The organism is Sporosarcina psychrophila, assembly GCF_001590685.1.
Lineage (GTDB): Bacteria > Bacillota > Bacilli > Bacillales_A > Planococcaceae > Sporosarcina > Sporosarcina psychrophila.
The window spans coordinates 2233940-2259532 of record NZ_CP014616.1 but is presented as its reverse complement, the minus strand read 5'-3'; the positions used below and the strand labels follow the sequence as shown (position 1 = coordinate 2259532).

Genomic DNA, 25593 nt, shown 5'->3' with positions numbered 1-25593 from the left:
TTTCGTTAGGATTTATTCAATTCTTGTAAAAAAGACCAACGTTCAATGAGTGTTTCATATTTGCCGTTCAATTCGTCAAGTGTTGCCGTCAGTTCTCTTAGCTTATCGTAATCGGAGCCAGTGGATGCCATTTCTGCCTCCGTAGCTTCGATTGACTTCTCTACATTTTCAATAGCTGATTCAATTGTTTCGTACTCTTTCTTTTCAGCGTACGACATTTTCTTTTTGGTTTCCTGCTGAACCGGTATCTCTACCTCAACGATTGGCTCATGTGCCACTTTTTCTTTAGGTACATAGGTTTCAAGGAAGTCAGAATAGATACCAAACCATGTGTCGACATCCCCTGATCCATCCATTACCCATAGCTTTGTTGATGTTCGATCTAGGAAGAATCGATCATGTGAAATGGTGATGACAACGCCTGGGAATGTATCGATGAACGTTTCCAGTACTGAAAGAGTCTCAAGATCGAGGTCATTTGTCGGTTCATCCAGAAGCATGACGTTAGGTTGTTCCATTAACAGTTTCAACAAATAGAGTCTTTTTCGTTCGCCACCTGATAATTTACCGATGGGTGTCCCGTGTGCTTGTGTGGGGAATAAAAACCGTTCTAGCATTTGCGAAGCTGAAATTCGTACTCCATCAGCACCCTCAATATCATTTGACGTATCACGAATGTATTCGATAATTCGCTTTTTCTCATCCATAATTGGCGTGTGTTGTTGGAAATGAGCAATTTTCACTGTCGTTCCTTTGTCGATGATTCCACTGTCCGGTTGACTTTCTCCAGAAAACATATTCAATAACGTCGTTTTCCCTGCCCCGTTAGGTCCGACAACAGCGATACGATCACCTGATTGAAGGATACTAGAGAAATTATCAATGATTTTTCTTCCGCCGAACGACTTCGAGATGCCGACCGCTTCAATCACTTTCTTACCAAGACGTGTCGACTTAAGCGCGACTTCCATTTCTCCACCCGTATCTTCTTTTTTGACTTTCTCCGATAGGTCATCGAAGCGGTCAATTCGTGCTTTTTGCTTTGTCGATCTCGCTTTCGCACCTCGTCTAATCCATTTCAGTTCTGAACGGTAGCGATTTCGGAGTTTATCGTCCGTCGATGCAGCCATCTCCGCACGAATGGCTTTCGATTCAAGATAATTCCCGTAGTTACCTGTATGTGCATATAACGTTTTATCTGCAAGTTCATAAATATTGGTGGATAACTCGTCCAAAAAGTAGCGGTCATGGGTAACAAAGATGACAGCTCCTTGTTCATTTTTCAAGTAATCTGACAGCCACATAATTGAATCGACGTCGAGATGGTTTGTCGGTTCATCGAGTAACAAGAGATCGGCAGGCTCAATCAATACTTTTGCAAGTGTTACCCGTTTTTTCTGTCCGCCTGAAAGCTCGCCCATCTTCTTATCGAACGTTTCAATACCAAGTTTCGACAAAATCGTCCGTGCTTTTGAGTTTATATCCCAACCAGATAGATCGTCCATCTCGATTTGAAACTTTGAATATTGTTCCTGGTTTAGTGTAGATTCCGGATCCGCAGAAAGTGCTTGAAGTGCGTACTCGTACTCTAAGTTGACCTTGATAATCGGTGCGTCACTCTTGAACACCGTTTCCATCACTGTAAGGTCCGGGTCAATTTCTGGCTCTTGTGGTAAATAAACAATACGGTATCTATTCGGATGTTCGGCCGAAATCGAATCAGCTTGTTCGACTCCTGCAATGATTGACAATAACGTCGATTTGCCTGTTCCATTGATTCCGAGTAGGCCTACTTTTTCTCCGCTTATGACCGTAAACGCTATATTTTTAAACAATGTTTTCTCCCCAACAGTCTTCGTGAGGTTTTCGATTATCAATTGACTCATAACAACACTTCCATTTCTAATATGTACCTCATCCTATCATAGCCGATTTACCTTGCTTTTTAAAAGAGTATTGTACTATCGCATGCATCTTATTAGTTGAAAAATGCATGTTACCCGAGAAGTATTGTTCCAAATTCCACAAAATGGTACGATTCTATCCATAAGATTTCCGCGAAAGGATGTGATGATCATTCGTTTGACAGTTAATGAATCCAATACCTATAACGAGGTTGAAATCACTATCAACTGTCCACAAATTGACAATGAACTTGAACGATTAATCAAACAGATTAACCAACTACATATAACCTTAACTGGAACAAAAGATGGGCGGACATATTCCCTTCTCGTCGATAACGTGTATTATATTGAATCGATTGATAACCGTTCGTTTCTTTACAATGAAAAAGATATCTACGAAAGTGACTTGAAGCTATACGAGATTGAGAAGTTGCTGGCAAGCACACATTTCATCCGCATTAGTAAAAACTTAATTGTCAATACAGCTCTAATTGACAGTGTGCGAGCCTTATTTAATGGGAAGTTTGAAGCGTCTTTGATGAACAGTGAAAAAGTCATCGTCAATAGACATTACGTCAAATCTTTCAAAGAAAAATTTTTAACGTGAGGAGGAGATCATTATGGACCTAGTTAAGCACTACATTTCAGCAAGTTGTATTTCATTCACATTTAGTAGTCTATTTTATCTTTTTTTTAGTTGGTTAAAAGTTTTCCCACCTATGGATGAAGCAATGATTGTTCATATGCTGATTATTTCAATTTGCATCATCTGTTTGATTTTTATTACGCATCAGTTACCCATTCAAAATCCGCTCATTTTAAGGTTCATCGAATTACTAGATGTCATCATTGTACTTCTTGTTGCAGGTGCAGTTTTCAAAGTTTTCCCATTCACTTGGTATGATACACCGTTCATTATCACTACTGGAATATTGACTTATATCGTAGTCATTATCGTTACGTTTATGGGTAATCAAATGAACGCTACGCAAATTAACGCCGCCATTGCAGGTAAAAAAAGGGGAGTCCCTATTGACTAACATAATTGAGGTAATTGGATTGTCGAAATCATTCGGAAAAATAAAAGCTGTAAACGACATCAGTTTCTATGTAGAAAAAGGCGCCCTCTTTTCTTTTTTAGGTACGAATGGTGCTGGGAAATCGACGACTATTTCAATTCTCTTGACGCTCCTCCAGCTAGACAGTGGTCATGTCTATGTAAATGGTTATACTGTCGGCAAGCACGACCAAGCCATTCGCCAGGAAATCGGCGTCGTATTTCAAGAGAGCTTACTTGATCCTTTATTGACCGTCAAAGAGAATTTAGCGATTCGGGGATCTTTTTATGGGATGCCGCGGCAAGAACGTAACGTTGCGATTACTCGAGTTATGGATATCGTGGATATACAGTCTATTTCGAATCGACCTTATGGGAAATTATCAGGTGGACAACGACGACGAGTGGATATTGCGCGCGCCCTTATTCATAAACCGAACATCTTAATTTTAGACGAACCGACAACAGGGCTTGATCCAGAAAGTCGAAAAAACATATGGGCTACCATACTGCAACTTCAAAAAGAAACAGGTATGACTGTTTTTCTAACGACACATTACATTGAAGAAGCAGCAAACTCGGATTATGTTGTCGTTATGAAAAAAGGCAGCATCGTGGCAAAAGGAACTCCTGAACAGTTGAAAAATAACTATTCAACAGATTTACTGACAATTTCTACGGAGCGAGCAGATGAGCTGCGAAGCTTGCTCATGTTAGATGGATTGGATTTCGATGACGAAAAGTCGCTGTTTACTATCCGCCTTAATCATACGACGGAAGCGATACCAATTTTGGTGAAATTCACTTCTTTCATCTCATCTTTTGAAGTGAAGAAATCCAGTTTGGATGATGTTTTTATCGCCATCAATGGAAAGGTTGGGAATCCGGATGATCGCATTTGCTAAACGGAATATCTTATTGTATTTTCGGGATAAAGCCACTGTCATTTTCTCACTTCTAGCCGTCATTATTTTAATCGCATTGTACGTTTTATTCTTAGGGGATATGACCGCCAAAGGGCTTCCGGACTTCCCTGCAAAAAAGGCAGTGCTCACTACCTGGTTCATTGCTGGGATCCTAGCGGTAACCTCTATGACAACGACACTCGGCTCATTTGGCATCCTGGTAGAAGATCGCGCAAATAAAACATACATGGATTTTTACTCTTCCCCTATTTCAAGAACAAAGTTGGTGGGTGGCTATATCATCAGCGCATTGGTTATAGGTTTTATCATGTGTATGATTACGCTTCTTGTTTCAAATCTATTTCTCTTCGTTTCCGGAGAAGTGGTGCTGTCGTTCGGTAAAATGATGGCGGCAAGCGGTGTAATTATCTTATCCGTATTAGCTAGCGGATCAATGGTGCTTCTGTTGGTTTCCTTTTTCAAAACGTCAAATGCATTTGCCGCAGCAAGCACGGTTATCGGAACACTTCTTGGTTTTTTAGCTGGCATCTATATTCCGATTGGTGGACTGCCTGATTACATCCAATCAGTTGTCAAGCTGTTCCCGGTTTCCCATTCAGCCGCACTGTTTCGGCAATTAATAATGGAGGCACCCCTTCTAGAGGCCTTCTCTACCGCGCCAGTTGCCATGAAGCAAGCATTCGAAATTGATATGGGCATGTTATACGACATCAATGGTAAAAAAACTACCCAGTTATTTAGTATTATGTATCTCTGTGGTACAACATTGCTTTTTTTCGGACTATCGTTACTTGTTATGCGAAGGAAAAATAAATAAGCTTACACGTGCATATAGAGGGTGTTCCTCAATGCACGTGCAAGCTTTTATGTCATTCATTAATTCACCAAACGTCCCGTTATTCCTTGCGCTTCCCAGTAAGCATCGCGAATTTGGACTTTTTGAATTTTGCCAGATGCTGTTTTTGGAAGTTCATTGACGAAAGTTATGCCTGTAACTACTTTGAAATGGGCTAACTTTTCTTTGCAGAAAGCAATAATTTCCTGTTCGGTTGCGTTTCTATGCTCGCGTAATACAATATATGCGTGAGGTGTCTCTCCCCACTTCTCATGTGGAACCGCAATGACAGCAGCTTCCAGTACCGCAGGGTGTTCGTATAGGACACCTTCTACTTCAATCGATGATATATTCTCTCCGCCACTAATAATGACATCTTTCTTTCGGTCTACGATGTTGATATAACCATTTTCATCAATAGTCCCCATGTCCCCTGTTAAAAGCCGGCCATTTTGCAACGCTTGTTCCGTTGCATGATCGTTTTTCCAATAGCCTTTCATAACACCATGACTCCGCACTGCCACTTCCCCGACTTGTTTCCCGTCATGGGCAACTTCCACTCCATTTTCATCGACAATCCTAACATCGCTACCAATCATCGAGAATCCAGCCTTCGCTTTCAATTCAGTCTGTTCATTTTTTGACAACCCGGTCAAATGCGAGTGGATCGTTGAAATGAGGCTAAGCGGAGAGGATTCCGTCATACCATATACTTGGATGAACTCCCAACCCAGCTCTTCTTCGACCCTGACGATGAAGGCAGGAGGTGGTGCAGATCCTGCAATCACCACGCGAATGTCTTGATTGATGACCGGATGATGCTGATCATGATACAGCAGCAACGCATTTAATACGGTTGGTGCCATATGCAAGATGGATACTTTATGTTCTTGAAGTGCTTTAAAAATGGATTCAGGCGTCGATTTTCTTGAACATATATGTGTAGCCCCATTTGCCGTGTAGTAAAAAGGAGAGCCCCAGCCATTGACATGGAACATTGGAAGAACGTGCAAATAGACGTCCGAGTCAGTGACCCTCAAATGATGCATCGTACTAAGCGCATGTAGATAATTATTACGATGCGTCAACATGACCCCTTTTGGATCTCCCGTTGTTCCACTCGTATACAGTAAGCTACAGACATCATTTTCATCCAGTTCTGCACGGTCAAATGCATCAGATGAGTAAGTAGCAAGCCAGTCGTCATAGCCCGTTTCTAGTGTTTCTTGATCTTTGTAGTGAACAATAATATGCTTTACCGTTTCAAATTGATCGATCACTGGTTTAATTAAGCCATAGAGATCTTGGTCGACAAAAAGAACTTTGGCTTCACTATGATTTAAGATGAATACGTAATCTTCCGGCTTTAAACGAATATTGAGCGGAACCATTACTGCACCAATTTGAAAAACGCCATAAAACCCTTCCAACATTTCAAGAGAATTCCCTGCTAAATAAGCGACCCTGTCCTCTTTTCCAATCCCTAACTCGCGTAGCCCTCTAGAAAGTTGGTTTACTCTATTATTCAGTTGTCGGTATGTAAAAACACGTTCTTCACAATGTACCGCATCCTTTTCTCCATACAAAGCAACTGCTCGATCGAGAAATTGCGGTAATACTAGTGGCATATTCATATAGATCACCTCACCATTTTGATATAGTATATAACACTTCGAATTTTCTGTCATTAGCAATTGTGCAACTTAGTGAGTAATTAATATGGATATGATTTATTAATAGAATGGAAAAAGTCTGATCTGTTAGCTAGAAAGCTCACTAACAGATCAGACTTCCTTATCTCATGCTTTACACTAGAACGGTCCAAAGTAGCATCGTAACTATAATTGTTGTTACGCCTTGTAACAGCGTTGCCATCGTTTGTGCCTTATACGCATCCGTCACTGTCATGCCACTAAATTGTGTAACAACCCAGAAGAAGCTGTCATTCACATGGCTAACAGTCATTGCTCCGGCACCAATCGCCATGACTACAAGCGAAAGTGGAATCGCTCCTTCAATTCCCATTGAAGGCAATAGTGGTGCTATTAATGTTGAGGTGATGACAAGTGAAGCAGTCGAAGATCCTTGGGCTGTTTTCAATGCGGCTGCGATAATAAATGGAATAAGGAGGAACAGAGCACCACCCGCTAACGCCTCCATATTCATGTTTGCGATAAGGTCTGCAATACCTGAATTTGAAATAACTTTCCCGAATGCTCCTCCTGCCCCAGTAATAAGAAGAATAGGAGCAGCTTCCTTCAATGCATCGCCAATCCAACCTGAAAGCGTTTCCTCATTAAATTTAGGAAGTAACAAAAACGATGCCAGCACACCGAATAGAAGCGCGACGGATGGTGCTCCTAAAAATCGTAGGAAGTTGATAAAAGCAGTGTCTTCGCCAGTAAGTGCTGCCACAGAACCGATTCCAATCAATACTATTGGCAGTACAATTGGCAAGAATGCTTTGAACGTGGAGGGCATTTTCCCGAACGATTCAACAATCTCTTCGTAATTCAGTCCGCCTTCCTCAGTATCTTCCGGTACTTCGATTTTTGAGGCTACTTTTACCGCCCAGAAATAACCAACAATAACTGCTGGAATCGCAACGAAAAGTCCAATTAAAATAATAGTCCCTAGATAATTTTCCGCGCCGATATTACCAGCTGCAGCAATTGGTCCCGGTGTTGGCGGAACTAACGTGTGTGTCGCATACAATCCGGTTGCAAGTGCAACTGACATGGATGCAATCGCCACTTTTGAACGTTTCGCCAATGCCTTTTTCAAACTTGCTAATATAATGAAGCCAGAATCACAAAAAACAGGGATTGATACGATATAACCGATGATTGACATTGCCAACTGAGGGCGCTTTTCACCGATTACTCGTAAAACGACTTCCGCCATTCTATATGCCGCACCCGACTTTTCTAGAATGACTCCAATAATAGTCCCCGCGACAATGACAATCCCAATCGATTTCATTAATCCGCCGAATCCTTCATTGACATTTTCCACTACTGTGAGCAACGGCATGCCTGAAGCAATACCGACGAAAAATGCGCCGAGCAGTAAAGATAAAAACGGATGAACTTTAAAAACAGCTGTCAACACAACAACGAGCACAACACTAAGTGCAATAACTGCAAATAACATCTCTACACCCCTTTTGTATAGTTAGTTAAATAATTCTCCATTACCAACTTTGTTTTCGCTCTTAAATAATGACTTGGATGCGCAATCGACTCTTGTGATGAAACCGTTCCGTCTGTAATCGCATGTAATTCGTTGAATATGGGCGCCAATAGATCCCGGCTCTCTTGATCTATCACACCTGAAATAAGAATGATTGGCTTTCCCTCTTTATAGGCCACTTTCGCAACTCCAAATGGTGTTTTACCCGATAATGTCTGACTATCAGTTTTGCCTTCACCTGTAATAATTAAATCTGCGTCAGTAATTTGTTTGTCGAATGAAATCGCATTCAACACAACGTCGATACCCTGTTCCATTTCCCCAGGAAAAAAAGCTTGAAAAGCACCTCCGGCTCCCCCTGCCGCACCTGCTCCTTTTTTCCCGTGAAGAGAAATGCCGGTTAGTTGTTCAATTACATGGGCTAACCACATCAAGTTTTCGTCAAGTCTATTTACCATCGCAGGACAAGCCCCTTTTTGTGGACCGAAAACAGCGGAAGCACCAGTTGGCCCGACAAATGGGTTACTGACATCACACGCAATTAGGAAAGTGCTTTCTGAAATTCGTTTATCAAAATCATGCATATCGATTGCATGAAGATTACCAAGTGAACCTCCCCCCCTTGACAATTCCACTCCATTTCCACCCAGAAAACGCATTCCAAGTGCCTGTAACATTCCTACACCACCGTCGTTTGTCGCACTTCCCCCAAGCCCAATAATAAAATTGCGTAAGCCCGCGTCAAGTGCATGAACAATTAATTCGCCCGTGCCATAAGTCGATGTAACAAGTGGATTTCTTTCCTCTTCGTGCAACAGCATCAATCCAGATGCTTCCGCGATTTCAATGACAGAAGTTTTCCTATCTCCAAGAACGCCATAAGCCGCCCCGACTTCTCGGCCAAGCGGATCTTGTACGACGACGGATACGATTTCTCCCCCCGTAGCGCCAACCAAACTGCTCATCGTTCCTTCCCCGCCATCAGCCGCAGGAAGCATAACTGTCTCGATAGAGGGGTCAGCATCATAAATGCCTGCGACCATCGCTTCAGCTGCTTCAACGGCCGTTAAACTACCTTTAAATGAATCTGGTGCCACAACTACTTTCAAAAATACTTCCCCCTTAACTAAAGCGCTTACTAATAGTATAGTTGAGCTATTCAGATAATACGTTATGCTAATTGTATAGAATTACCCGTAATATTTCCGGAAAAGTTATACATGGGGGATAGAATAATGCTGACAAAGCAACTTGCAGATGAAATTGTTGAACAAACGATGGTCCGGTTAAACCGTAATTTGAATGTCATGGATACGAATGGAATGATTTTGGCTTCAGGTGAAGAACAGCGCATCAACAAAATACATGAAGGTGCAGCATACGTCGCAAAAACGAAGGAAATATTATGGATTACAGAAGAAAACATGGTAAATTGGCATGGCACAAAACCAGGCGTCAATATGCCGATTCATTTTCAGCAACAATTAGTTGGTGTCATTGGAATAACCGGTAATCCTGCAGATCTCCGAGAAATCGCAACACTTGTACAATTAACAACTGAAATGATGGTTCACCAGTCACTCATTACCTCGCGAGCGGAATGGAAACGGAAGATGAAAGAACTGATTTTTGAAGAGTTAATTAGCGGTGAGCCGCTTTCGTTGATTGTTAAGGAGAGACTTTCTCTTTTGGGATTTAGCACAATAAATCCATACACAACACTTTTAATCGAATTTAAGAGCTTCCTACCTTCCTCTCAAAGAATCATTGAAAAATTGGAGGATCAATTTGAAAAAAACTCTGTTCTCATTGGACATTCACAATTGAATGAGGTATTCATTTTAATTAGCGGAATGACTGAAACTACTTTGAAGAGAAAACTTTCTATTTTACTACTTACTTTGCAGAAAGACTCCCTTGTCAGAATTGGCGTTGGCTATCCCGTCAATTCTTTAGATGAAATTCGCTACTCCTATACTACCGCCAAAAATGCATTGCAATTTGCACAACCAACACAACATCTCATATACTTTGAGGATGTCGAGTTATTGGCCCTACTGAAAAAAAACGCCTCATCGAGTGAGACGTTCAGATTTTCAAGTAGAGTGTTAAAGGGATTGAATGAACAAATGAAACGTTCACTCTCCATCTATTTTTCTTGTAATCAGAACAACACTATAGCTGCTGCAACCTTAGAAGTTCACCGCCACACATTAACGTACCGGCTTCGAAAAATAGAAGAAGTAAGCGGCTATAACCCAACACTCTTTCATGATGCAGTTTTATTGAAAATCGCTCTTTTACTAGATGAAAAATAGGTATCGATCCCCCTTAAGCTATCCATTGCCTAAGGGGTTTTCCACATTTTCTCTATTCAGTTTTCTCGATTACCGTTCTCCCTCCCGCATACAACCCACTTGCGGATAAGCCCATCATCAAACCCACAAGTATACCTGCCTTAATGTCTTCAGGATAAATATAAATAATGCCCCCTACAACACCGAAGAGTAGTGATATGAACGGCAGTAGCCGCCTTGGCATCCCATACATCTTCAATAATTCCACGATTCCGATGATAAGCGGAATTAAAACGACATCATAGATTTCCAACGTTTCTCCTCCTCGAATAATTAGTCTACAATCGGATAACTGCTCAATAAAGTAAATGAATACGTAAATTTACATGTGAAATCCAGTGGAGGTTCAACGGATTGGATGTGAATGTACAGAATTGTTGGTTGCATATAGAGCCAATGGTTATGTAATGAACTAACAATCAGCCTTTGCCGCGAAATAGAGTGCATGAATACTATGACAACTGACGTGCATTGCACACTTTGAGCTGCACCTTTTAAGGATATTCATCGAATTTAGCATCTACATCTCCTACACTCTATGAAAAGTGACATGGATACATGTGTATTAATCTCCCAGACTTTTACTATATAATTAATTTATTATCATAAAATATCTATTTATTAGATTTAGAAAATTATCACTATATCGAAACGTTGTAATATAAACGTTAATTGAAATAACAGCGTTTCCAATAATTATTTTTGACAATTGAAAACGTTTAATTGTATTATAGTGAAATATGAAGGAGGCATCATCATGTCACAGCTAACTAAGAAACAGATCGTGGAGAGTGTTCCGCAAAAAGGCTTCTTCGGGCACCCGAAAGGTTTGTTCACATTATTCTTCACGGAATTCTGGGAACGGTTCTCGTATTATGGTATGAGAGCAATACTCGTGTACTATATGTACTACGAAGTATCAAATGGCGGACTTGGATTAGATAAAACTATCGCCTTGTCCATCGTGTCAATCTATGGTTCGCTGGTCTACATGTCAGGTATTATTGGCGGCTGGTTAGCTGACCGGGTATTCGGTACCTCAAAAGCAATTTTTTATGGTGGAATATTCATTATGCTTGGTCATATCGCGCTTGCAATTCCCGGTAACATTTCACTGTTCTTCGTTTCGATGATTCTTATCGTAATTGGTACAGGGTTACTAAAACCAAACGTCTCCAGTGTAGTTGGTGATATTTACCCTGAAAACGACAACCGTCGTGATTCAGGATTCAGCATCTTCTATATGGGTATTAACTTAGGTGCATTCATCTCACCACTTATCGTTGGTAGTTTAATGAAAACAAGTTTCCATCTAGGATTCGGTGTTGCTGCTATTGGAATGTTTTTCGGTTTATTAATGTTCGTTTTGACAAAAAAGAAAAGTCTCGGCTTAGCGGGTACACAAGTAGCGAATCCATTACAACCGTCCGAGAAAAGAAAAGTATTCTCAATTTTCGCAATTGCGGCTGTAGTGATTGGGATTCTTGTTGCAATTGCCATCCCTCGAGGTTGGCTGACTTTTGAATCATTCATTATAATTGTCGGTATTCTCGGCTTCCTTATCCCAACGGTTTATTTTATTGTTATGTATAGGAGTCCAAAAACAAATGATGTGGAACGGTCCCGAATAATTGCGTTCATCCCGCTCTTCTTATCAGCTGTCGTATTTTGGGCAATTGCCGAGCAAGGTTCAACAATTCTTGCAGTTTATGCAGATACACGAACAAACCTTAATATTTTTGGCTATCAAATTTCACCAGCCTTTTTCCAATCATTTAACCCATTGTTTATCATTACAATGGCTCCTGTCTTTGCATGGCTATGGATGAAACTTGGTGATCGGCAACCGAATATTCCGCAGAAGTTCTCGTTAGGTCTTCTGTTTGCCGGTTTATCATTCATCATTATTTTAGTGCCCGGCTATTTAGGTGGGACAGATGCTCTCGTGAACCCACTATGGCTCATCCTAAGCATCTTTGTCGTCGTCTTAGGGGAACTGTGCTTATCTCCGGTAGGATTGTCAGCTACGACTAAACTGGCGCCGGTAGCGTTCTCTGCGCAGACGATGAGTCTGTGGTTCCTATCGAATGCTGCTGCACAAGCGCTTAACGCACAGATCGTTAAATTATATAAACCTGAAACTGAAATGATGTATTTTGGAATCATCGGTGGAACAGCGATTCTATTAAGTTTCCTCTTATTCGCAATGTCGCCGGTTATCCAACGATTTATGAAAGGCGTACGCTAATACAATTGAAACAAAACAAGCAGCCCTGTGAGTTTACAGGGCTGCTTGTTTTGTTTCAACATAAGTCTTAAATCTTGCATTTAACAACCTCGAGTAAACTAAACATAGGATAGTTTACAGTAAGTTCCCCGTTCTATTGGATGAACATATAGTATCTAATAGAATGAAATAATACGTTAGTTAATATGGTCAAGGAGTGATAACTTTGAGAAGAAGCGACTCAGTATTCAATACGGGATTACAAAATAACGATAGTTCAACGGATACTGGTGCTAAAATTTCATTATGGGGTTCAGCAATTTCTACCTTAGGGGATGCCCTACAAACCCTAGGGGCCGCTATTTCAATCGAAGAAAGTAGGATTTCTGACATCCAACAGCAACAAGAACTTGATAAATTACAGAATCAAATTGACGAATTAAAAAATGATCAAGTACAGAATAACTCGCAGAGTACTGATATTGAGAAACTCAATAAGTTTTTGGAGATAATTGTTAAACGCTTAGAAAAGGAAGACGATACAAAAGAAAATTAAATACGCAAATTGAGTGGAGTAAAATCGCAAGATACAAACTCACTTGAAAATATCAGTTTTTAATTCGTTTACAAGCTTCACTAAATTATTCGTCATCTACTTTCCAATATTATGATTATGATAACAAATTGTACTGATTAAGATTAAATCATCGTCAGTTCGCAATAACCACCGATTCTACCATGTCCCTCTATGCTCCATATGAATTACAAAACCACGGTCACAAGCGTAATGAATTCCCTTGAGGCGGACAAAACAACTAAATAGCTTAGTAAATAACAAATCGCAGTCTTTTCAACGCAGAACAATCAATATACAAGACTTTTGAATGCCGATAACTCTAATGTGACAAAAGGAGAATTATTATATTTCGAGTTTCTTGATTAAGACCTTAACTTTTAAGAACCTGTTACGACTGATAAAAATTCAAGCGACAAAATAGCGATAACTTCGCCCCTACTATTTGAACTGTTAAGGGCGAAACATTCGAAGGAAGAAAAAGTACTTATTTATATTGAACAAATAGAGAGCGAAGTCGCCTAACGAGGGAAAGTAGGCATCACCTCCCCCTAGATAATTCAATGGGTTCTTAATTTCAACATATCTTTTGCACTATACACAAAATTTTTTTTTAGATTTAGCGAGAAATTAAACCACTTAGTGAATCTAGGTGGTTTTTTTGTTTATTTAACTTCTGAAAAAGTACGATTTCTTCTGTTTTTTTGCTTCATTCAAATAGAGAATTTGGAATCTCAACTCAATCATACTTTTTTAATTTCAGAATAGAAGAAATTAATTATCCTGTTGAATTCATTTTTATAATAAATTGTTTTTCTATTTCTATTTCAATGATAAGATGAATTTGACCCTATTTTTAGATTAGAATGAAAAGGAGGATAATTATGATTGTTGGCTTGTCTATTATTTTAATACTAGTTTTATTTTTGCCGTTCACAGTAAAAATAGTTGAACAAAACTTAGAAGTGTTTTTATTCATTATGGGGATTTCCGCGGTCCTTGTCAGTCAAGTACTTGACTCAACTTTGATCGTTAAAGCCCTGGAGGATCCGATACATATAACCCTAGCCGTTATTATCGCTGGATTAGTATTCCGCTGGTTACAAAAACCTTTCGAAAAAAGTATACGAGGCATGAGCAAAGCAATTCCATTTCGCTTATTCTTAGCACTTATCGTTATCGTTTTAGGAATCCTTTCTAGTGTCATTACAGCAATTATTGCAGCAATTGTCCTGGTCGCAATAGTAGGCGTTTTGCGCCTTGACCGTAAATCAGAAATCCGTCTTGTCATCATTGCTTGTTATTCAATTGGGCTTGGTGCTGTTCTTACACCAATCGGGGAACCTCTATCAACAATCGCAACAAGCAAATTGGATGCAGACTTTTTCTATTTACTACGATTAATCGGTCCTGATATCATTCCAGGCGTCATTGCTTTTGGAATACTGGCCGCAATCATAATAAAGCCTTCAAACAAGTTGAACAGTTTAAAAGTTAATCAAGGAACCGAATCGTATATGGATATTATTATTCGTGGGATTAAAGTATATCTGTTCGTAATGGCCCTTACACTGCTTGGTGCAGGTTTCGAACCATTTATCGAAAGATACCTATTAGATTTAAACCCTCTTGTATTATATTGGATTAACATGATTTCAGCAGTGCTTGATAATGCTACATTAGCTGCAGCAGAAATCAGCCCTGTTATGAATGATTCGACAATTAAAGCCCTTTTACTTGGACTGTTAATCAGCGGAGGTATGTTAATACCCGGAAACATCCCAAATATCATAGCTGCCGGAAAACTTAATATTAAAAGCAGTGAGTGGGCTCGTTTTGGTGTTCCGATTGGCTTGATTGCAATGGTTATTTATTTCATAGTGATCGTGACTGTCGGATGAATTGAAAAAAGGATGTAAATTGAGGGGTTCCCCATTTTACATCCTTTTCCGTTTCTTAGGATATTATAAAAACTCGTACTATGGATAAGTTACCACATAGAGATTTCACGTCCAGACTCCTAAGCCTCCGAACAGGCACTTGCACTTGCACTTGCACTTGCGCTTTTGTTTTTTATACTTATTTCTTCTTGGTAACTCTTCCAAGAGCGAAAGCTCCGACAGCCAAGCCAAGAATTGTATTTGTTTTCTTATTGAACACTTGTTTAACAACAAGATTCAAGTTTTGTGGTCTTTCAGCAAGGCGACGCATGAAATAGCCGTACCAGTCATTCCCAAAAGGAACGTATGTACAGAAATTATACCCTTCGCTAGCCAATTGCAATTGCATGTCCTTTCTAAAACCGTATAGCATTTGGAACTCGAATTTATCATTCGGGATGTCATTTTCTTTAACAAATTGTTTTACATGATTAATGACATGATGATCATGTGTTGCAATTGACGTGAATTTACCATTTAACAAATGCCATTCGATCAATTGAATATAGTTTTCATCGATTTCTTTTTTATCTTGATAAGCATATTCTTCAGTCTCTTTATAAGCACCTTTTACAATACGCAAACGGAAATTTTTGTAGTTTTGAATATCTTCTACCGCGCGGAAGAAATAAGCTTGAATTACCGTTCCGATATTGTCATAGTCCTTAGACAACTCATCGAGGAGATCAAATGATGGTTGCAAACGAGCATGATCTTCCATATCAAAGTTAATAAAAATTTCATAACTTTTTGCTTTAGCTGCAATTTCTTTTAGATTTTCCAAACAGAAATCAATATCTATATCTAGACCTAATTGAGATGGTTTTAGAGAAATATGAGCATCGACCCCGTGTTCGTGAATAGCTTCGATGACTTCCAAAATTTGTTTTTTCGCAGCTAATGCTTCCTCTTTTTCAAAGACGAATTCCCCAAGGTTATCTACCGTACAAGAAATCCCATGTGCATTCAGTTCTTTAATACTTTGGATAGTTTCAGCTACATTAGTTCCTGCTACAACATTTTGTGCTCCCATTTTTAAGCCGTATTTTTTTGCCGCGCTATTCAAAAGCTGGTTTTGGGACAATCCGATAAAGAAGTCTTTTAACATGTTATATGCTCCTCAATATTGTTTTTTATTTTTTAATTATATCACACGACCGTGCTTTTGCTGAAATGATAACTGGTTACAGAATCATTAGTTGTTCAAAGAACTTTTTTCTAGATAATTTTGCCACACTTCGACAAGTAAGCAAATGCCCCAATAGATTAGACCTACCAAAATATAAACCGTCATATAGTCGAATTCCCTGCCCCCCACGATTTTTGCGCGTTGAAACAGATCGGGCACAGTAATCATCGCAGCCAATGAAGATGCTTTGATCAAATCTAGTAGAACATTAGACAATGGCGGAATTGCGATTCGTGTTGCTTGTGGTAAAATCACAAAAAGCAATGACTGCCAATAGGACATCCCTAATGCAGTGGCAGCTTCCCATTGTCCCTTATCAATTGAGTTAAGCGACGATCGGATAATCTCAGCCATATAAGCTGAAGAGTGAAGGCTGAAGCCTATTAAAGCGGCAGTGACAGCTGAAAATTGAATTCCGATATTAGGCAAACCAAAATAGAGTAAAAATAGGAATACAAGCATCGGTGTACCCCGCATATAGGATATGAAGATACGTGCTGGCCACCTAAATAGTACTAATTTAGACGTTCTGCCTAGCGCCAGGAAGAAGCCCAATATCAGCCCGCACACCATGCCCCCAAAGGAAATGAGTATGGTGTAACCAACCCCCTGCAAAATATACGGAAATGACTCGATGGCAAGCTGCAAATCGAAAATGTGTTGCCATTCAATTCCACTCACATTACAAGCCGCCTTTTCGATTATTCAAAATCATAGTCTTGTTCAACTGATACATCTTCCCCACCAAAGAATTGCTTCGACAATTCAGAAATTGTTCCATCCGCGTGCATGTCGACAAGTACGGAGTTCACTTGCTTTAGTAGTTCATCATTGTCTTTTTTCATGATGATTGCTTGGACATTCGGATGATATTTGATATCCGGATGGATCATGATTTCAAACTCCGGAAATGCAGCAAGTGCCAATTTTTGTAAGTAGTAATCATTCAAGATGACATCCGTACGGCCTATAGAAACATCACGCAAATACACATCATTTGTGACGTTATCATAAATCACCTCTTCAGCACCGTGGTCGCGTCCAACTTGCATATAAACGGAAGTTGCAGCCCCAGCCGCTTTTTTTCCTTTCAAATCTTCAAGAGACTCAATACCTGAATGATCCGATTTCCGTACGATAGCAGTACCGAATGAATACTTATAAGGCTCAGAAAAAGTGAATTTCTCTTCCCGTTCGGGTGTGATTTCAATATCATTCACTGCTAGATCAGCTTGCCCACTATTCAAAGAAGTAAGCATTCCGTCTAGACCCATTTCAACGTATTTGATCTCCAGCTTCAGACGCTTTCCTAGCTCGTTCATTATTTCAACTTCGTACCCCGTTAGTTCCTTGCTTTCGCCGTCATGGTATGATGCTGGATAAAGAGTTCCTGACGTTGCGACAACAATTTCACCTTTTTCTTGAATGTTCTCCCAAGTGGAAGTTTTAGAACCACTCTCCTTATTTGTATCGCCACTAGCACCACAAGCAGCTAAAACAACCATCATTGAAAATAGTAATAAAGACAGGAAGATTTTACTAAGATGTTTTTCTTTTGTCATCGAGATTCTCCTTTTGAAAATAGTATTTTACAAATAATTGTCCACTGAAAATTATAATACATTCTTAGTTAAGATGTAACCCTTATGATTCTAAATTAGGAATACAGATAGTTTAGAATTGGGGGGTTATTAGAGAAAAATGAAAAATAGTGATGGGATTATGGTATATTCATAAACAATTAGTTTTATATTCAGAGTAAAAGGAGATGTTCCCAAATGTGGGGATCTTTCAAGTTGGATAGCATTAAAGACCTGATACGTATTTCACTTAAAGGGTTTTCTCAAGTAATGTTAATCGACAATGCAATCTCAGGAGGGTTAATTCTTTTAGGGATAATGCTACACTCTCCCCTTCTTGGATTAATGGCACTACTGTCTTCCATGATTGGTACGGTGACGGGAAAATATTGTGGAGGAGACCAAATTGCAGTTAGCCATGGAATATATGGATTTAACGCCATCCTTTCCGGTATCGCGGTAATGTTATTTTTACAAAATGATTGGAACTGGGTTATTGCACTATTTGCTGCAATAGCAGCTGCTTTGCTTATGGCTATCTTATCGAAGTTTTTAGCCAAGTGGAATATTCCCTTGCTCACTTTTCCATTTCTTTTTGTAACATGGGTTAGCCTTTTTGCGGCATATCGTTTTAGCGCAATGCATGTAAACCCGTCATTTGTCACATCATCTCCTGCTAACTGGAATCTTCCAGTTGAAGGTAAACCCAATTTCTTTCTCGGTTTAATAAAAGGTGTAGGTGAAGTATTCATTATTGACTCTCTATGGGCAGGTTCGCTTATTCTAATTGCTCTCTTCGTGGCTGGATGGAGATTTGGTGTCTATGCGATTATTGGGACATTTGTGTCTTGGCTAACTGCATACTCGCTAGGGGTCGATGTTGAATTGCTAGATTTAGGTCTCTATAATTATAATGCCGTGTTAGCAATGATTGCCGTGGGTCTAATGTTCGATGAAAAAAATAATTTCCCCCTAATGGGTATATTTGCAGCTGCAATGACAGTCCCAATTGCAGCAGGTATGGATTTAATTCTTTATCCGAAAGGGCTTCCCGTATTAACATCTCCCTTTATCATTAGTACATGGCTATTTTTAGCGATGAGGAGAACGATACCCATATTTGAGCCACAAATCACAGAAAAGTAGCAAGAAAATACATAATTAAAATGTGTAAAGACCCGCAAAAGCAATTAGCTTTTTGCGGGTCTTTTTTTAATAAGAATAAGAAAATATTAGTTTTTTGACTTAGAATAGTGTCTAGCTCCAGGCGCTTTCGCTTTTCTTAATTATTCCAATCTGAACTGCCCGACAAGTTTCTCCAGATCTTGTGCCATATGACTCATTTCAGTAGAACGTGTTGCAACTTCTTCAATTGAAGCTGATGTCTGCTCTGTTGCAGCCGAGATATTGTTAGACATATCTTCAATTGAATGAATCGATTGCGTCAAGTCATTGATGAGTACTACTACACGATTTGAACTTTCTGCTTCAGCTGTCGTTAATTCTGAAATTAAGTTAATTTCCTTAACAGTTTCAGAGACGGCAATTGAAATGTTACTTAAGGAAGTTGCAGTCAAACGAACCGTTTCTGTTCCGGATTCAATAAGTTTTGTGCTCTCTGATGTAGAAGTAACAACTCGACCGATACTTTCAGTAATATCTTGCACTAGCTTTTCTACTTCAAGAACTTCTTTATTGGACTGTTCTGCAAGTTTTCTTACTTCCTCCGCAACGACCGCAAATCCTTTGCCATGTTCACCCGCACGTGCAGCTTCTATCGATGCATTAAGCGCAAGTAAATTCGTTTGGGCAGCAATGCCTGCAATTGAACTGGTGATATTTTGAATTTTAGTTGTAGATTCAATTAGATTTTGAATCGTACCACCTGCTTCATTTGAGGAGACTCTGATTTTCTCCATATCATTACTAATGTCATTTACGCTATGCTGACCTTCTTCTGCAATTTTCATTGTCCGCTCAGAGTTCCCCGCACTTAGTTCAGCTTTCTCTTTTGAATCCTGAAGATCATTCGCCAGAGAAGACAAGATTTTGGATGCATGTTCTGCATTGATTGTCCCGTCGGAGATAGAAGCTGCGGTTTCACTCATATTGTGTGCGACCTGTTGAATCGCCATCTGCATTTCATTTAATGAAGCAGCTGTGTCAAGTGAGTTTTGCGTTAATTGAACAGCTGTTGTTTTGACTGTCCCAATCGTATTGCGCAAGTTCGCTGTCATCATGTTTAATGTTCGTCCTAAATCGCCAACTTCATCTTTACTTGTTACAACTGTATCTTCAATGCCGAGATTTCCATTCGCAATTTCTTTCACATGTGCGATTAAAGCTGAAATCGACTTTGTTTTACGTCTGATTAGCATAATTGTAATGATCGATGCGATGATCATTGGAATAAGGCTGATTAAAATACCATTCCGAACAACATCCCATGTTCTTCCAGCAACAATTGAACCATCAAAATCGATAACGCTGATTGCGATGATTTCTCCATTTGGATCGTGATTTTCAAATATCGGTGCATAACCAGATAGACGTTTTAGACCTGCAAATTCATAGAGCTCTGTGTAAGTTGAATGCTTCATATCCAAGAGCATTGCAAGCGCTTTTTCATCAACCGGAACCGAATCACCTGGTTCGAATCCTTTTGCACTTAAATGGTCATCAAGTGCTAGAATTTTCCCATCTAGATCAATGATGTATTGAGTCTCGAAAATAGCTTTATGATTGAGTGTCCAGTTAAGCTGTTGACCAACCTCATCCATCGTTTCGCGGTCACCTTTAAGCATTTTTCCCACGTCTTCCGGCCGGATCAAACCTGTTGTAATACTCGCGCATCCATACGCTTCAACACCTGCGGCATCATATAATTTATCGTAAGCTGTTTTATATGTTGCGATGGACGTAATCGCTAACATTGCAACCATGATACCGACAATAATCGTTCCCAATTGTACCGTTAGTGTATTTCTCATTGTTTTTCCCCCTACTATTCTACTAGTCTATAATACTCTATAAATCAACAAAAACAAAGTCCGTAAGACATAGATTATTCGTCCGTTTCATGCCTAATTAGACAAATTTCTGTTATTTTTGATGTTATCTTCTATGATAAGAGGGGATTATCTTCTGTATTGCCTACGGATAAATAATATAATTAGATATGTTGAATTAAAGAATCCCATTGAATCTGTCGTGGCACTCAATAATAAGAGAGGTGTAATTCGGGGTGTGGATTGTAGAACGCTTGGCGCTAGGGGATGCCTCTCACCATAAGCCAGATGAGGTATTCTTTAACCTATCTGGAATAACCTCTTGGCATTAACTGTATAATTTCTGCAAAGAACGCAGAAATTATACAAACCGAACTCTTCGTTGTTCGGTTGGCTACCCCTGTTAAGGCGCCTTCGCTCAGTATATATACCGGATTCAACATATATAATTATAGTCAAGAAAGACCCAATCCATGTTGCAGATTTCACCACTGATAATGAAATGCTCTTTCTCACATAGACCATCCAGCGAAGGCGCGACTTCGTGGTAGCCGGAGCGATAAGACTAAAAGCGGTCTTCTTTCTGGCTTATCGCGGGAGGCATCCACAAAGCGTCGAAGCGGTATTGGCAGGAATTCTAATTTGCTCTAAGTAGTGGGACTTTTTCAGTGACCTCCTAAAAGCCTTTATTAAGCGCATTCGCCGTATTCATTTGTTCAACATATAAAGATATGGTGAAATAAAGAATTCCATTGAGTCCGCTACGACTTAAATAGATTCATTTAATTATTCTACCTCAATGGAGTATAATAAATAATACGGACTTTTAATGAGCAGTTAACTAATATATTTTTCTCGAAATAATGAAATGGGGTGCTGAAATGGAAGTTCTCAACTATTTAGCTAGGTTTTGCGGAACACAGAACAAAGAGGTATCCCTCTTTGATTTAACCGAGTTACAACGATTGCATGTCCAACATATCCCTTTTGAAAATTTGGATGTGATTCGCAGAGTACCAATTTATCTTAACTTACAACATATTTATGATAAAATCGTCCGTCGTAAACGTGGCGGTTATTGCTATGAGTTGAACGGGCTTTTCAGTTGGTTACTAACCGAATTGGGGTACGATGCACATTTAGTTGCAGCTACAGTTCTAAGGCCAAGCGGGGAGTGGGCAAAAGCAGATACTCATGCAGCTATTATTGTAAAACTTGATCAACCCTATCTTATAGACGTAGGTTTTGGTGACTCCACTTCTTTACCGATTCCCCTAAACGGAGAGGAACAAACTGATATAAGCGATACATACAGGGTTATTCAACAGCTAGACCATTCATTTTATCTGGAACGAATCAGTGACACTGAGATAAAAACGTTATATCGATTCGAGTTAACTCCAAAAGCACTCGTCGATTTTCATGAGGGCTGTGTATTTAATCAAGTTGCAAAAGAATCAACTTTTACACACTCAGATATCGTCACCCGCGTCACTACTACCGGTCGAATTACATTATCAGATCAGACAGTAACTATAACCGAAAATAACATTAAAACTAAAACAATACTTTCAATAGAAGAGAAAGTACACTTCTTAGAAAATATTTTTGACATTCATCTATAAAAAATGACGAAAAAAAGCTAACCGGAATCAATGCTACGAGCCATTCCGGTTAGCTTTTTTCTAGTTGCCCCTATTCTTTTTATAATAATCCTGACCTTGCATTTTTACGAAACCGACTGATTCATATAGGCCGAGTGCACGATTATTTTTCGCTTCTACTTCAAGCCAGATTTGATTGCCAGCATCGTGCTCACTTTTCACGATATTGCGGAGTACCTTCCTACCGTACCCTCTCCCCTGGAACTCGGGTAAAATGGCGAATCCGTAAATCCATGCTTCACCATCCATGCGATTGATCCGGACCTTACCAATCGTTCTGTTATCTGCCTCAATCATCAAAAACTGCTCGTCCTGTCTTTCTTTTATGCGCTCCAAATGAGAACGCGCATCTTCTTCATCCATTCCGAATGCAAGGACATCGAGCTTCACTTCAAGGTTCGCATCACTTTTTTTCGCCACACGAATCAGAACCTCGTCGCTCGCTTCAATCGGCTGTTCTGACCAACGCATCTGATATTCAGAAAACGCATAGGAATAGGGCTGACTTGCTAACCATCCCTTAGCGGTATTGGACAAAGACGGGGTGTTCAATAAAATTGTTTGAAAACCATATTGTTCGATTGGTGCTAATGCTTGTTGCCATAGTTCGGTAAAATGCCCTTTCCTTCTATTCCTCGGATTAACCATTCCACATACTTCAACAGTAGAGCCAAAACCAAATAAAGCTAAATAAGCGACAAGTTCTCCATCCTCTTCATGAAAAAAATCCATTTGACGTCCTTCTCGTTCTCTGAGCATCTCCCAATTTAACTTCAGTTGAATACCATCCGTTTTTTCACATTCTTTTTGAAGCTGTTTAATCGCAATTAATTGACTTTCTTTTAACATATATAATCCTCCAATTCAAAAGCTTCTTGCTTTTGATATGTAAATGCCTAATTCAATAGTAACACGTATTGCAAGTTCTCCCCTTCACATATTTCCCTCGACATCATCGATATCCAAGTAAGCGCTAGCAGTTTCTCTTACCACCTCATGATAATAGCTAATGAGATCCGGGAATTCGTGCAACTCATTTTTTCCAATGTCACTAATCATATATATTCCTCGTTGAATTTTATCAAACCAACCATAATAGTTTTTATTTAAAATTGTTAACGTTTTTTCCCCAGTCCCCATCTTCCGTAACGATTTTGGAGATAAAGGTCCCAATTCCAAAAGGCAACAAGCTATATGAATGCAGTTTTCTTTATAGGCTGTCATTATCTTAGTCTGGCAACTTCCGCCAATATTATAGTCTCCAAGTCTGCCTTCCATTTCAGTCAACATCGCATTTCTTTTTTTCTTACTACGCTGCATACTTTTCTTCCGATCAAAAGACGCGGGATGAAACACTATTTCCACCTGTGCATCATTTTCCAAGAATGAGACAAGGATGAGGCCTAACTCTAGTCTTCTCACCAAATGACAACTATCTTTCCACTTTTTCGAACGAAAGTTGAGTTTAGGTCTAGGAATTGCGACATAGACTTCATTAGTCAGCCGCTGTCTTTTTGTCGCTTGGATTAAAAGATCAATTGATAGCGATAATTTCAATTCAATAAGGACCAGCTCTTGATCTCTTACAGCCGCAACGTCACACTCATTTACTTCACCATGGACATCATAACCTTGTTGTGTGAAATATTCTTTTACTGGTTTATATAAATCAACTTCATATCGTTTGGTTTCTTTGCCTTGCATGTTAATCTCACCTCATTATGATGGTATACATAATTGAACGAAACTACCACCCCAAAATCCCCCTTAATGATGGTACACTAGTAATGCGCGAAAAAATAAAAAGTTATTTGGAGACGTATTATGAGAAAAGGATGGGGAAAATCATGTCTACTCAGACAATCTTTGAACTACTACATACGATTGAACAAGTAACACATAAAATGCATGTAAAGTGGCGGCAGCAAGTAGATTACGATCTTGGTGTATCGCATATTGTTGCCTTGCACGAATTACAGATGAATGGGGAAAGCCGACCTTCCGAGCTTGCCCGCCTATTAAACTTTACACCTGCATCTCTCACGCATCTTTCCACTAAACTATCGAACAAAGAACTAATCACGCGTCGGCAGGACGATACTGACCGCCGTATCATCTATTGGAAAATTACGCAAAAAGGCGAAGATTTATTGAATCAAGCACAAAAAGACGGTCAACATCTCCGCATGAAGGTCTTTTCACATTTAACAGAAACAGAGCAGCAATCGTTACTTTCCATTTACACAAAGTTAAATAAGTCGTTAATATGAAAAAAGAGCATCTTCTCAACGGAGATGCTCTTTTAGTCTGTTCAATTAGTTGGTTTACCTAAGTTTAGTAATTCCACCATCGACCATTAATGTTTGTCCTGTAATGTAATCAGAATCGGCACCTGCCAAGAATACAGCAGCCCTCCCGATATCATTTTCTAGGTCACCAAGTCGTTTTAACGGAATCTTAGACACCATTGTTTCGAAAGCTTCAGGTTGTGCTTTTGCCCATTGCTGAATCCCAGGAGAATCCGCAAGTGGTGCAATTAAGTTCACATTGATTCCGAATGGACCAAATTCATTTGCAGTAACACGCGTAATCGCCCGGATTGCTTCTTTTGCCGCAGCGTATGTAGCTTGGTTAGCGTCTCCGTTTATACCTGCTCCAGAAGCGAAGTTAATGATTTTACCTTTCGTCTCCTTTAAATAAGGCAATGCAGCCTGCATTAAATAGAACGTCGGATAAAATCCTGTGTTGAACGATAAGTCTAGATCCGCTTGCGTAATCTCTTCGAATGGCTTATTTGTCGATGCGTGTGCATTGTTTACTAAAATATCCAACTTACCGAATTTCTCGACGGTTTGCTTCACTATTTCCGGCAATTTATCATGCTCGGCTAAATTCGCTTGGATGAAAATCGATTCCGGTTGATAAACTTGCAATTCCTTAATTGCCTGTTCCCCTAATTCCCCATTTAAATCGACGATGACAACTTTAGCACCTTCTTTTACGAATGCAGTCGCCATCCCTTTACCAATACCTCCGGCTCCGCCAGTAATAATTGCAACTTTGTCTTGAAGTTTCATAATTAATCAAACCCTCTCTTAAATCGTCTATTGTTAACTTTTCTATATGGATTATCTATT

At 39.5% G+C, this 25593-nt stretch carries 23 protein-coding genes and 1 pseudogene; 11 read left to right on the top strand and 13 right to left on the bottom strand.

The window, feature by feature from the left end:
* Positions 1–5: 5 nt before the first annotated feature.
* Positions 6–1886 (bottom strand): ABC-F family ATP-binding cassette domain-containing protein, encoded by a 1881-nt coding sequence (locus AZE41_RS10665; RefSeq protein WP_067209059.1) that lies wholly within the window; start codon positions 1884–1886, stop codon positions 6–8.
* 184 nt (positions 1887–2070) lie between these two features.
* On the opposite strand from AZE41_RS10665, the gene AZE41_RS10660 reads away from it, so the two are divergent.
* From AZE41_RS10660 to AZE41_RS10645, 4 genes are read left to right on the top strand one after another with little or no spacing between them, the layout of a single operon-like run.
* Positions 2071–2514 carry a LytTR family DNA-binding domain-containing protein gene (locus AZE41_RS10660; RefSeq protein WP_197485394.1) on the top strand — a complete coding sequence of 148 codons (444 nt, stop codon included), beginning with the start codon at positions 2071–2073 and terminating at the stop codon, positions 2512–2514.
* 13 nt (positions 2515–2527) lie between these two features.
* On the top strand, positions 2528–2947 hold the full coding sequence (locus tag AZE41_RS10655; RefSeq protein ID WP_067209050.1) for a hypothetical protein: 420 nt from the start codon (positions 2528–2530) through the stop codon (positions 2945–2947).
* Positions 2940–3869: an ABC transporter ATP-binding protein gene (locus AZE41_RS10650; RefSeq protein WP_067209047.1), complete on the top strand. Its 930-nt coding sequence runs from the start codon at positions 2940–2942 to the stop codon at positions 3867–3869. Before AZE41_RS10655 ends, AZE41_RS10650 begins: the two co-directional genes overlap by 8 nt.
* Positions 3853–4707 carry an ABC transporter permease gene (locus AZE41_RS10645; protein WP_067209045.1) on the top strand — a complete coding sequence of 285 codons (855 nt, stop codon included), beginning with the start codon at positions 3853–3855 and terminating at the stop codon, positions 4705–4707. The genes AZE41_RS10650 and AZE41_RS10645 overlap by 17 nt, the downstream gene beginning before the upstream one ends.
* A gap of 59 nt (positions 4708–4766) precedes the next feature.
* Here the strand turns inward: AZE41_RS10645 and AZE41_RS10640 are convergent, their stop codons facing one another.
* The 3 genes from AZE41_RS10640 to AZE41_RS10630 form a co-directional block, all read right to left on the bottom strand.
* Positions 4767–6359, bottom strand: coding sequence for a long-chain-fatty-acid--CoA ligase (locus tag AZE41_RS10640; protein WP_067209042.1), 1593 nt, complete (start codon positions 6357–6359; stop codon positions 4767–4769).
* A 172-nt stretch (positions 6360–6531) separates the two neighbouring features.
* Positions 6532–7878 (bottom strand): GntP family permease, encoded by a 1347-nt coding sequence (locus tag AZE41_RS10635; protein ID WP_067209040.1) that lies wholly within the window; start codon positions 7876–7878, stop codon positions 6532–6534.
* A gap of 2 nt (positions 7879–7880) precedes the next feature.
* A complete protein-coding gene (locus AZE41_RS10630) occupies positions 7881–9026 on the bottom strand; it encodes a glycerate kinase (protein ID WP_067209037.1) in 1146 nt (381 codons plus the stop codon).
* A gap of 126 nt (positions 9027–9152) precedes the next feature.
* On the opposite strand from AZE41_RS10630, the gene AZE41_RS10625 reads away from it, so the two are divergent.
* On the top strand, positions 9153–10235 hold the full coding sequence (locus tag AZE41_RS10625; protein ID WP_067209035.1) for a CdaR family transcriptional regulator: 1083 nt from the start codon (positions 9153–9155) through the stop codon (positions 10233–10235).
* A 52-nt stretch (positions 10236–10287) separates the two neighbouring features.
* On the opposite strand, the gene AZE41_RS10620 is transcribed toward AZE41_RS10625, so the two are convergent.
* Both AZE41_RS10620 and AZE41_RS22165 read right to left on the bottom strand, forming a co-directional pair.
* The gene (locus AZE41_RS10620; protein ID WP_067209032.1) at positions 10288–10527 is read right to left on the bottom strand and encodes a hypothetical protein; all 240 of its coding nucleotides are present in this window, start codon (positions 10525–10527) and stop codon (positions 10288–10290) included.
* Between the two features lie 20 nt (positions 10528–10547).
* Positions 10548–10724: pseudogene (locus AZE41_RS22165) on the bottom strand (DUF1259 domain-containing protein); the annotation flags it as partial.
* Positions 10725–11031: 307 nt separating this feature from the next.
* Between AZE41_RS22165 and AZE41_RS10615 the strand changes: the two are divergent.
* From AZE41_RS10615 to AZE41_RS10605, 3 genes are all read left to right on the top strand, one after another.
* Positions 11032–12522: a peptide MFS transporter gene (locus AZE41_RS10615; protein WP_067209029.1), complete on the top strand. Its 1491-nt coding sequence runs from the start codon at positions 11032–11034 to the stop codon at positions 12520–12522.
* Positions 12523–12727: 205 nt separating this feature from the next.
* Positions 12728–13057, top strand: coding sequence for a hypothetical protein (locus tag AZE41_RS10610; protein WP_067209027.1), 330 nt, complete (start codon positions 12728–12730; stop codon positions 13055–13057).
* 902 nt (positions 13058–13959) lie between these two features.
* Entirely contained in the window at positions 13960–14976 is a 1017-nt protein-coding gene (locus AZE41_RS10605; RefSeq protein WP_067209024.1) for a DUF1646 family protein, read from the top strand.
* Between the two features lie 178 nt (positions 14977–15154).
* Here the strand turns inward: AZE41_RS10605 and AZE41_RS10600 are convergent, their stop codons facing one another.
* The 3 genes from AZE41_RS10600 to AZE41_RS10590 form a co-directional block, all read right to left on the bottom strand.
* Positions 15155–16123, bottom strand: coding sequence for a proline dehydrogenase family protein (locus tag AZE41_RS10600; RefSeq protein ID WP_067209021.1), 969 nt, complete (start codon positions 16121–16123; stop codon positions 15155–15157).
* A gap of 87 nt (positions 16124–16210) precedes the next feature.
* A complete protein-coding gene (locus tag AZE41_RS10595) occupies positions 16211–16885 on the bottom strand; it encodes an amino acid ABC transporter permease (RefSeq protein ID WP_067209019.1) in 675 nt (224 codons plus the stop codon).
* Positions 16886–16905: 20 nt separating this feature from the next.
* Entirely contained in the window at positions 16906–17766 is an 861-nt protein-coding gene (locus tag AZE41_RS10590; protein WP_067209016.1) for a transporter substrate-binding domain-containing protein, read from the bottom strand.
* A gap of 216 nt (positions 17767–17982) precedes the next feature.
* Between AZE41_RS10590 and AZE41_RS10585 the strand changes: the two genes are divergently transcribed.
* Entirely contained in the window at positions 17983–18930 is a 948-nt protein-coding gene (locus AZE41_RS10585; RefSeq protein WP_067209014.1) for an urea transporter, read from the top strand.
* Positions 18931–19070: 140 nt separating this feature from the next.
* Here AZE41_RS10585 and AZE41_RS10580 read toward each other — a convergent pair whose 3' ends face one another.
* The gene (locus AZE41_RS10580) at positions 19071–20774 is read right to left on the bottom strand and encodes a methyl-accepting chemotaxis protein (RefSeq protein ID WP_067209012.1); all 1704 of its coding nucleotides are present in this window, start codon (positions 20772–20774) and stop codon (positions 19071–19073) included.
* Positions 20775–21673: 899 nt separating this feature from the next.
* Here AZE41_RS10580 and AZE41_RS10575 point away from each other — a divergent pair.
* Entirely contained in the window at positions 21674–22417 is a 744-nt protein-coding gene (locus AZE41_RS10575; protein ID WP_067209010.1) for an arylamine N-acetyltransferase family protein, read from the top strand.
* 60 nt (positions 22418–22477) lie between these two features.
* Here the strand turns inward: AZE41_RS10575 and AZE41_RS10570 are convergent, their stop codons facing one another.
* The gene (locus AZE41_RS10570; protein ID WP_067209007.1) at positions 22478–23305 is read right to left on the bottom strand and encodes a GNAT family N-acetyltransferase; all 828 of its coding nucleotides are present in this window, start codon (positions 23303–23305) and stop codon (positions 22478–22480) included.
* 84 nt (positions 23306–23389) lie between these two features.
* A complete protein-coding gene (locus tag AZE41_RS10565; protein WP_067209005.1) occupies positions 23390–24160 on the bottom strand; it encodes a DUF2161 domain-containing phosphodiesterase in 771 nt (256 codons plus the stop codon).
* A 143-nt stretch (positions 24161–24303) separates the two neighbouring features.
* On the opposite strand from AZE41_RS10565, the gene AZE41_RS10560 reads away from it, so the two are divergent.
* Positions 24304–24726: a MarR family winged helix-turn-helix transcriptional regulator gene (locus tag AZE41_RS10560; RefSeq protein ID WP_067209002.1), complete on the top strand. Its 423-nt coding sequence runs from the start codon at positions 24304–24306 to the stop codon at positions 24724–24726.
* A gap of 54 nt (positions 24727–24780) precedes the next feature.
* Here AZE41_RS10560 and AZE41_RS10555 read toward each other — a convergent pair whose 3' ends face one another.
* Positions 24781–25536, bottom strand: a complete 756-nt coding sequence (locus AZE41_RS10555) for an SDR family NAD(P)-dependent oxidoreductase (RefSeq protein WP_082786558.1) — start codon at positions 25534–25536, stop codon at positions 24781–24783.
* Positions 25537–25593: the final 57 nt, after the last annotated feature.

Bases quoted from the DNA above. Each gene is read 5' to 3' on its own strand.
- AZE41_RS10585 (WP_067209014.1), top strand. From the start codon at position 17,983: ATGTGGGGATCTTTCAAGTTGGATAGCATTAAAGACCTGATACGTATT.
- AZE41_RS10565 (WP_067209005.1), bottom strand. From the start codon at position 24,160: ATGCAAGGCAAAGAAACCAAACGATATGAAGTTGATTTATATAAACCA.
- AZE41_RS10590 (WP_067209016.1), bottom strand. From the start codon at position 17,766: ATGACAAAAGAAAAACATCTTAGTAAAATCTTCCTGTCTTTATTACTA.
- AZE41_RS10625 (WP_067209035.1), top strand. From the start codon at position 9,153: ATGCTGACAAAGCAACTTGCAGATGAAATTGTTGAACAAACGATGGTC.
- AZE41_RS10665 (WP_067209059.1), bottom strand. From the start codon at position 1,886: ATGAGTCAATTGATAATCGAAAACCTCACGAAGACTGTTGGGGAGAAA.
- AZE41_RS10560 (WP_067209002.1), top strand. From the start codon at position 24,304: ATGTCTACTCAGACAATCTTTGAACTACTACATACGATTGAACAAGTA.
- AZE41_RS10640 (WP_067209042.1), bottom strand. From the start codon at position 6,359: ATGAATATGCCACTAGTATTACCGCAATTTCTCGATCGAGCAGTTGCT.
- AZE41_RS10570 (WP_067209007.1), bottom strand. From the start codon at position 23,305: ATGTTAAAAGAAAGTCAATTAATTGCGATTAAACAGCTTCAAAAAGAA.
- AZE41_RS10655 (WP_067209050.1), top strand. From the start codon at position 2,528: ATGGACCTAGTTAAGCACTACATTTCAGCAAGTTGTATTTCATTCACA.
- AZE41_RS10605 (WP_067209024.1), top strand. From the start codon at position 13,960: ATGATTGTTGGCTTGTCTATTATTTTAATACTAGTTTTATTTTTGCCG.
- AZE41_RS10660 (WP_197485394.1), top strand. From the start codon at position 2,071: ATGATCATTCGTTTGACAGTTAATGAATCCAATACCTATAACGAGGTT.
- AZE41_RS10645 (WP_067209045.1), top strand. From the start codon at position 3,853: ATGATCGCATTTGCTAAACGGAATATCTTATTGTATTTTCGGGATAAA.
- AZE41_RS10580 (WP_067209012.1), bottom strand. From the start codon at position 20,774: ATGAGAAATACACTAACGGTACAATTGGGAACGATTATTGTCGGTATC.
- AZE41_RS10600 (WP_067209021.1), bottom strand. From the start codon at position 16,123: ATGTTAAAAGACTTCTTTATCGGATTGTCCCAAAACCAGCTTTTGAAT.
- AZE41_RS10635 (WP_067209040.1), bottom strand. From the start codon at position 7,878: ATGTTATTTGCAGTTATTGCACTTAGTGTTGTGCTCGTTGTTGTGTTG.
- AZE41_RS10575 (WP_067209010.1), top strand. From the start codon at position 21,674: ATGGAAGTTCTCAACTATTTAGCTAGGTTTTGCGGAACACAGAACAAA.
- AZE41_RS10615 (WP_067209029.1), top strand. From the start codon at position 11,032: ATGTCACAGCTAACTAAGAAACAGATCGTGGAGAGTGTTCCGCAAAAA.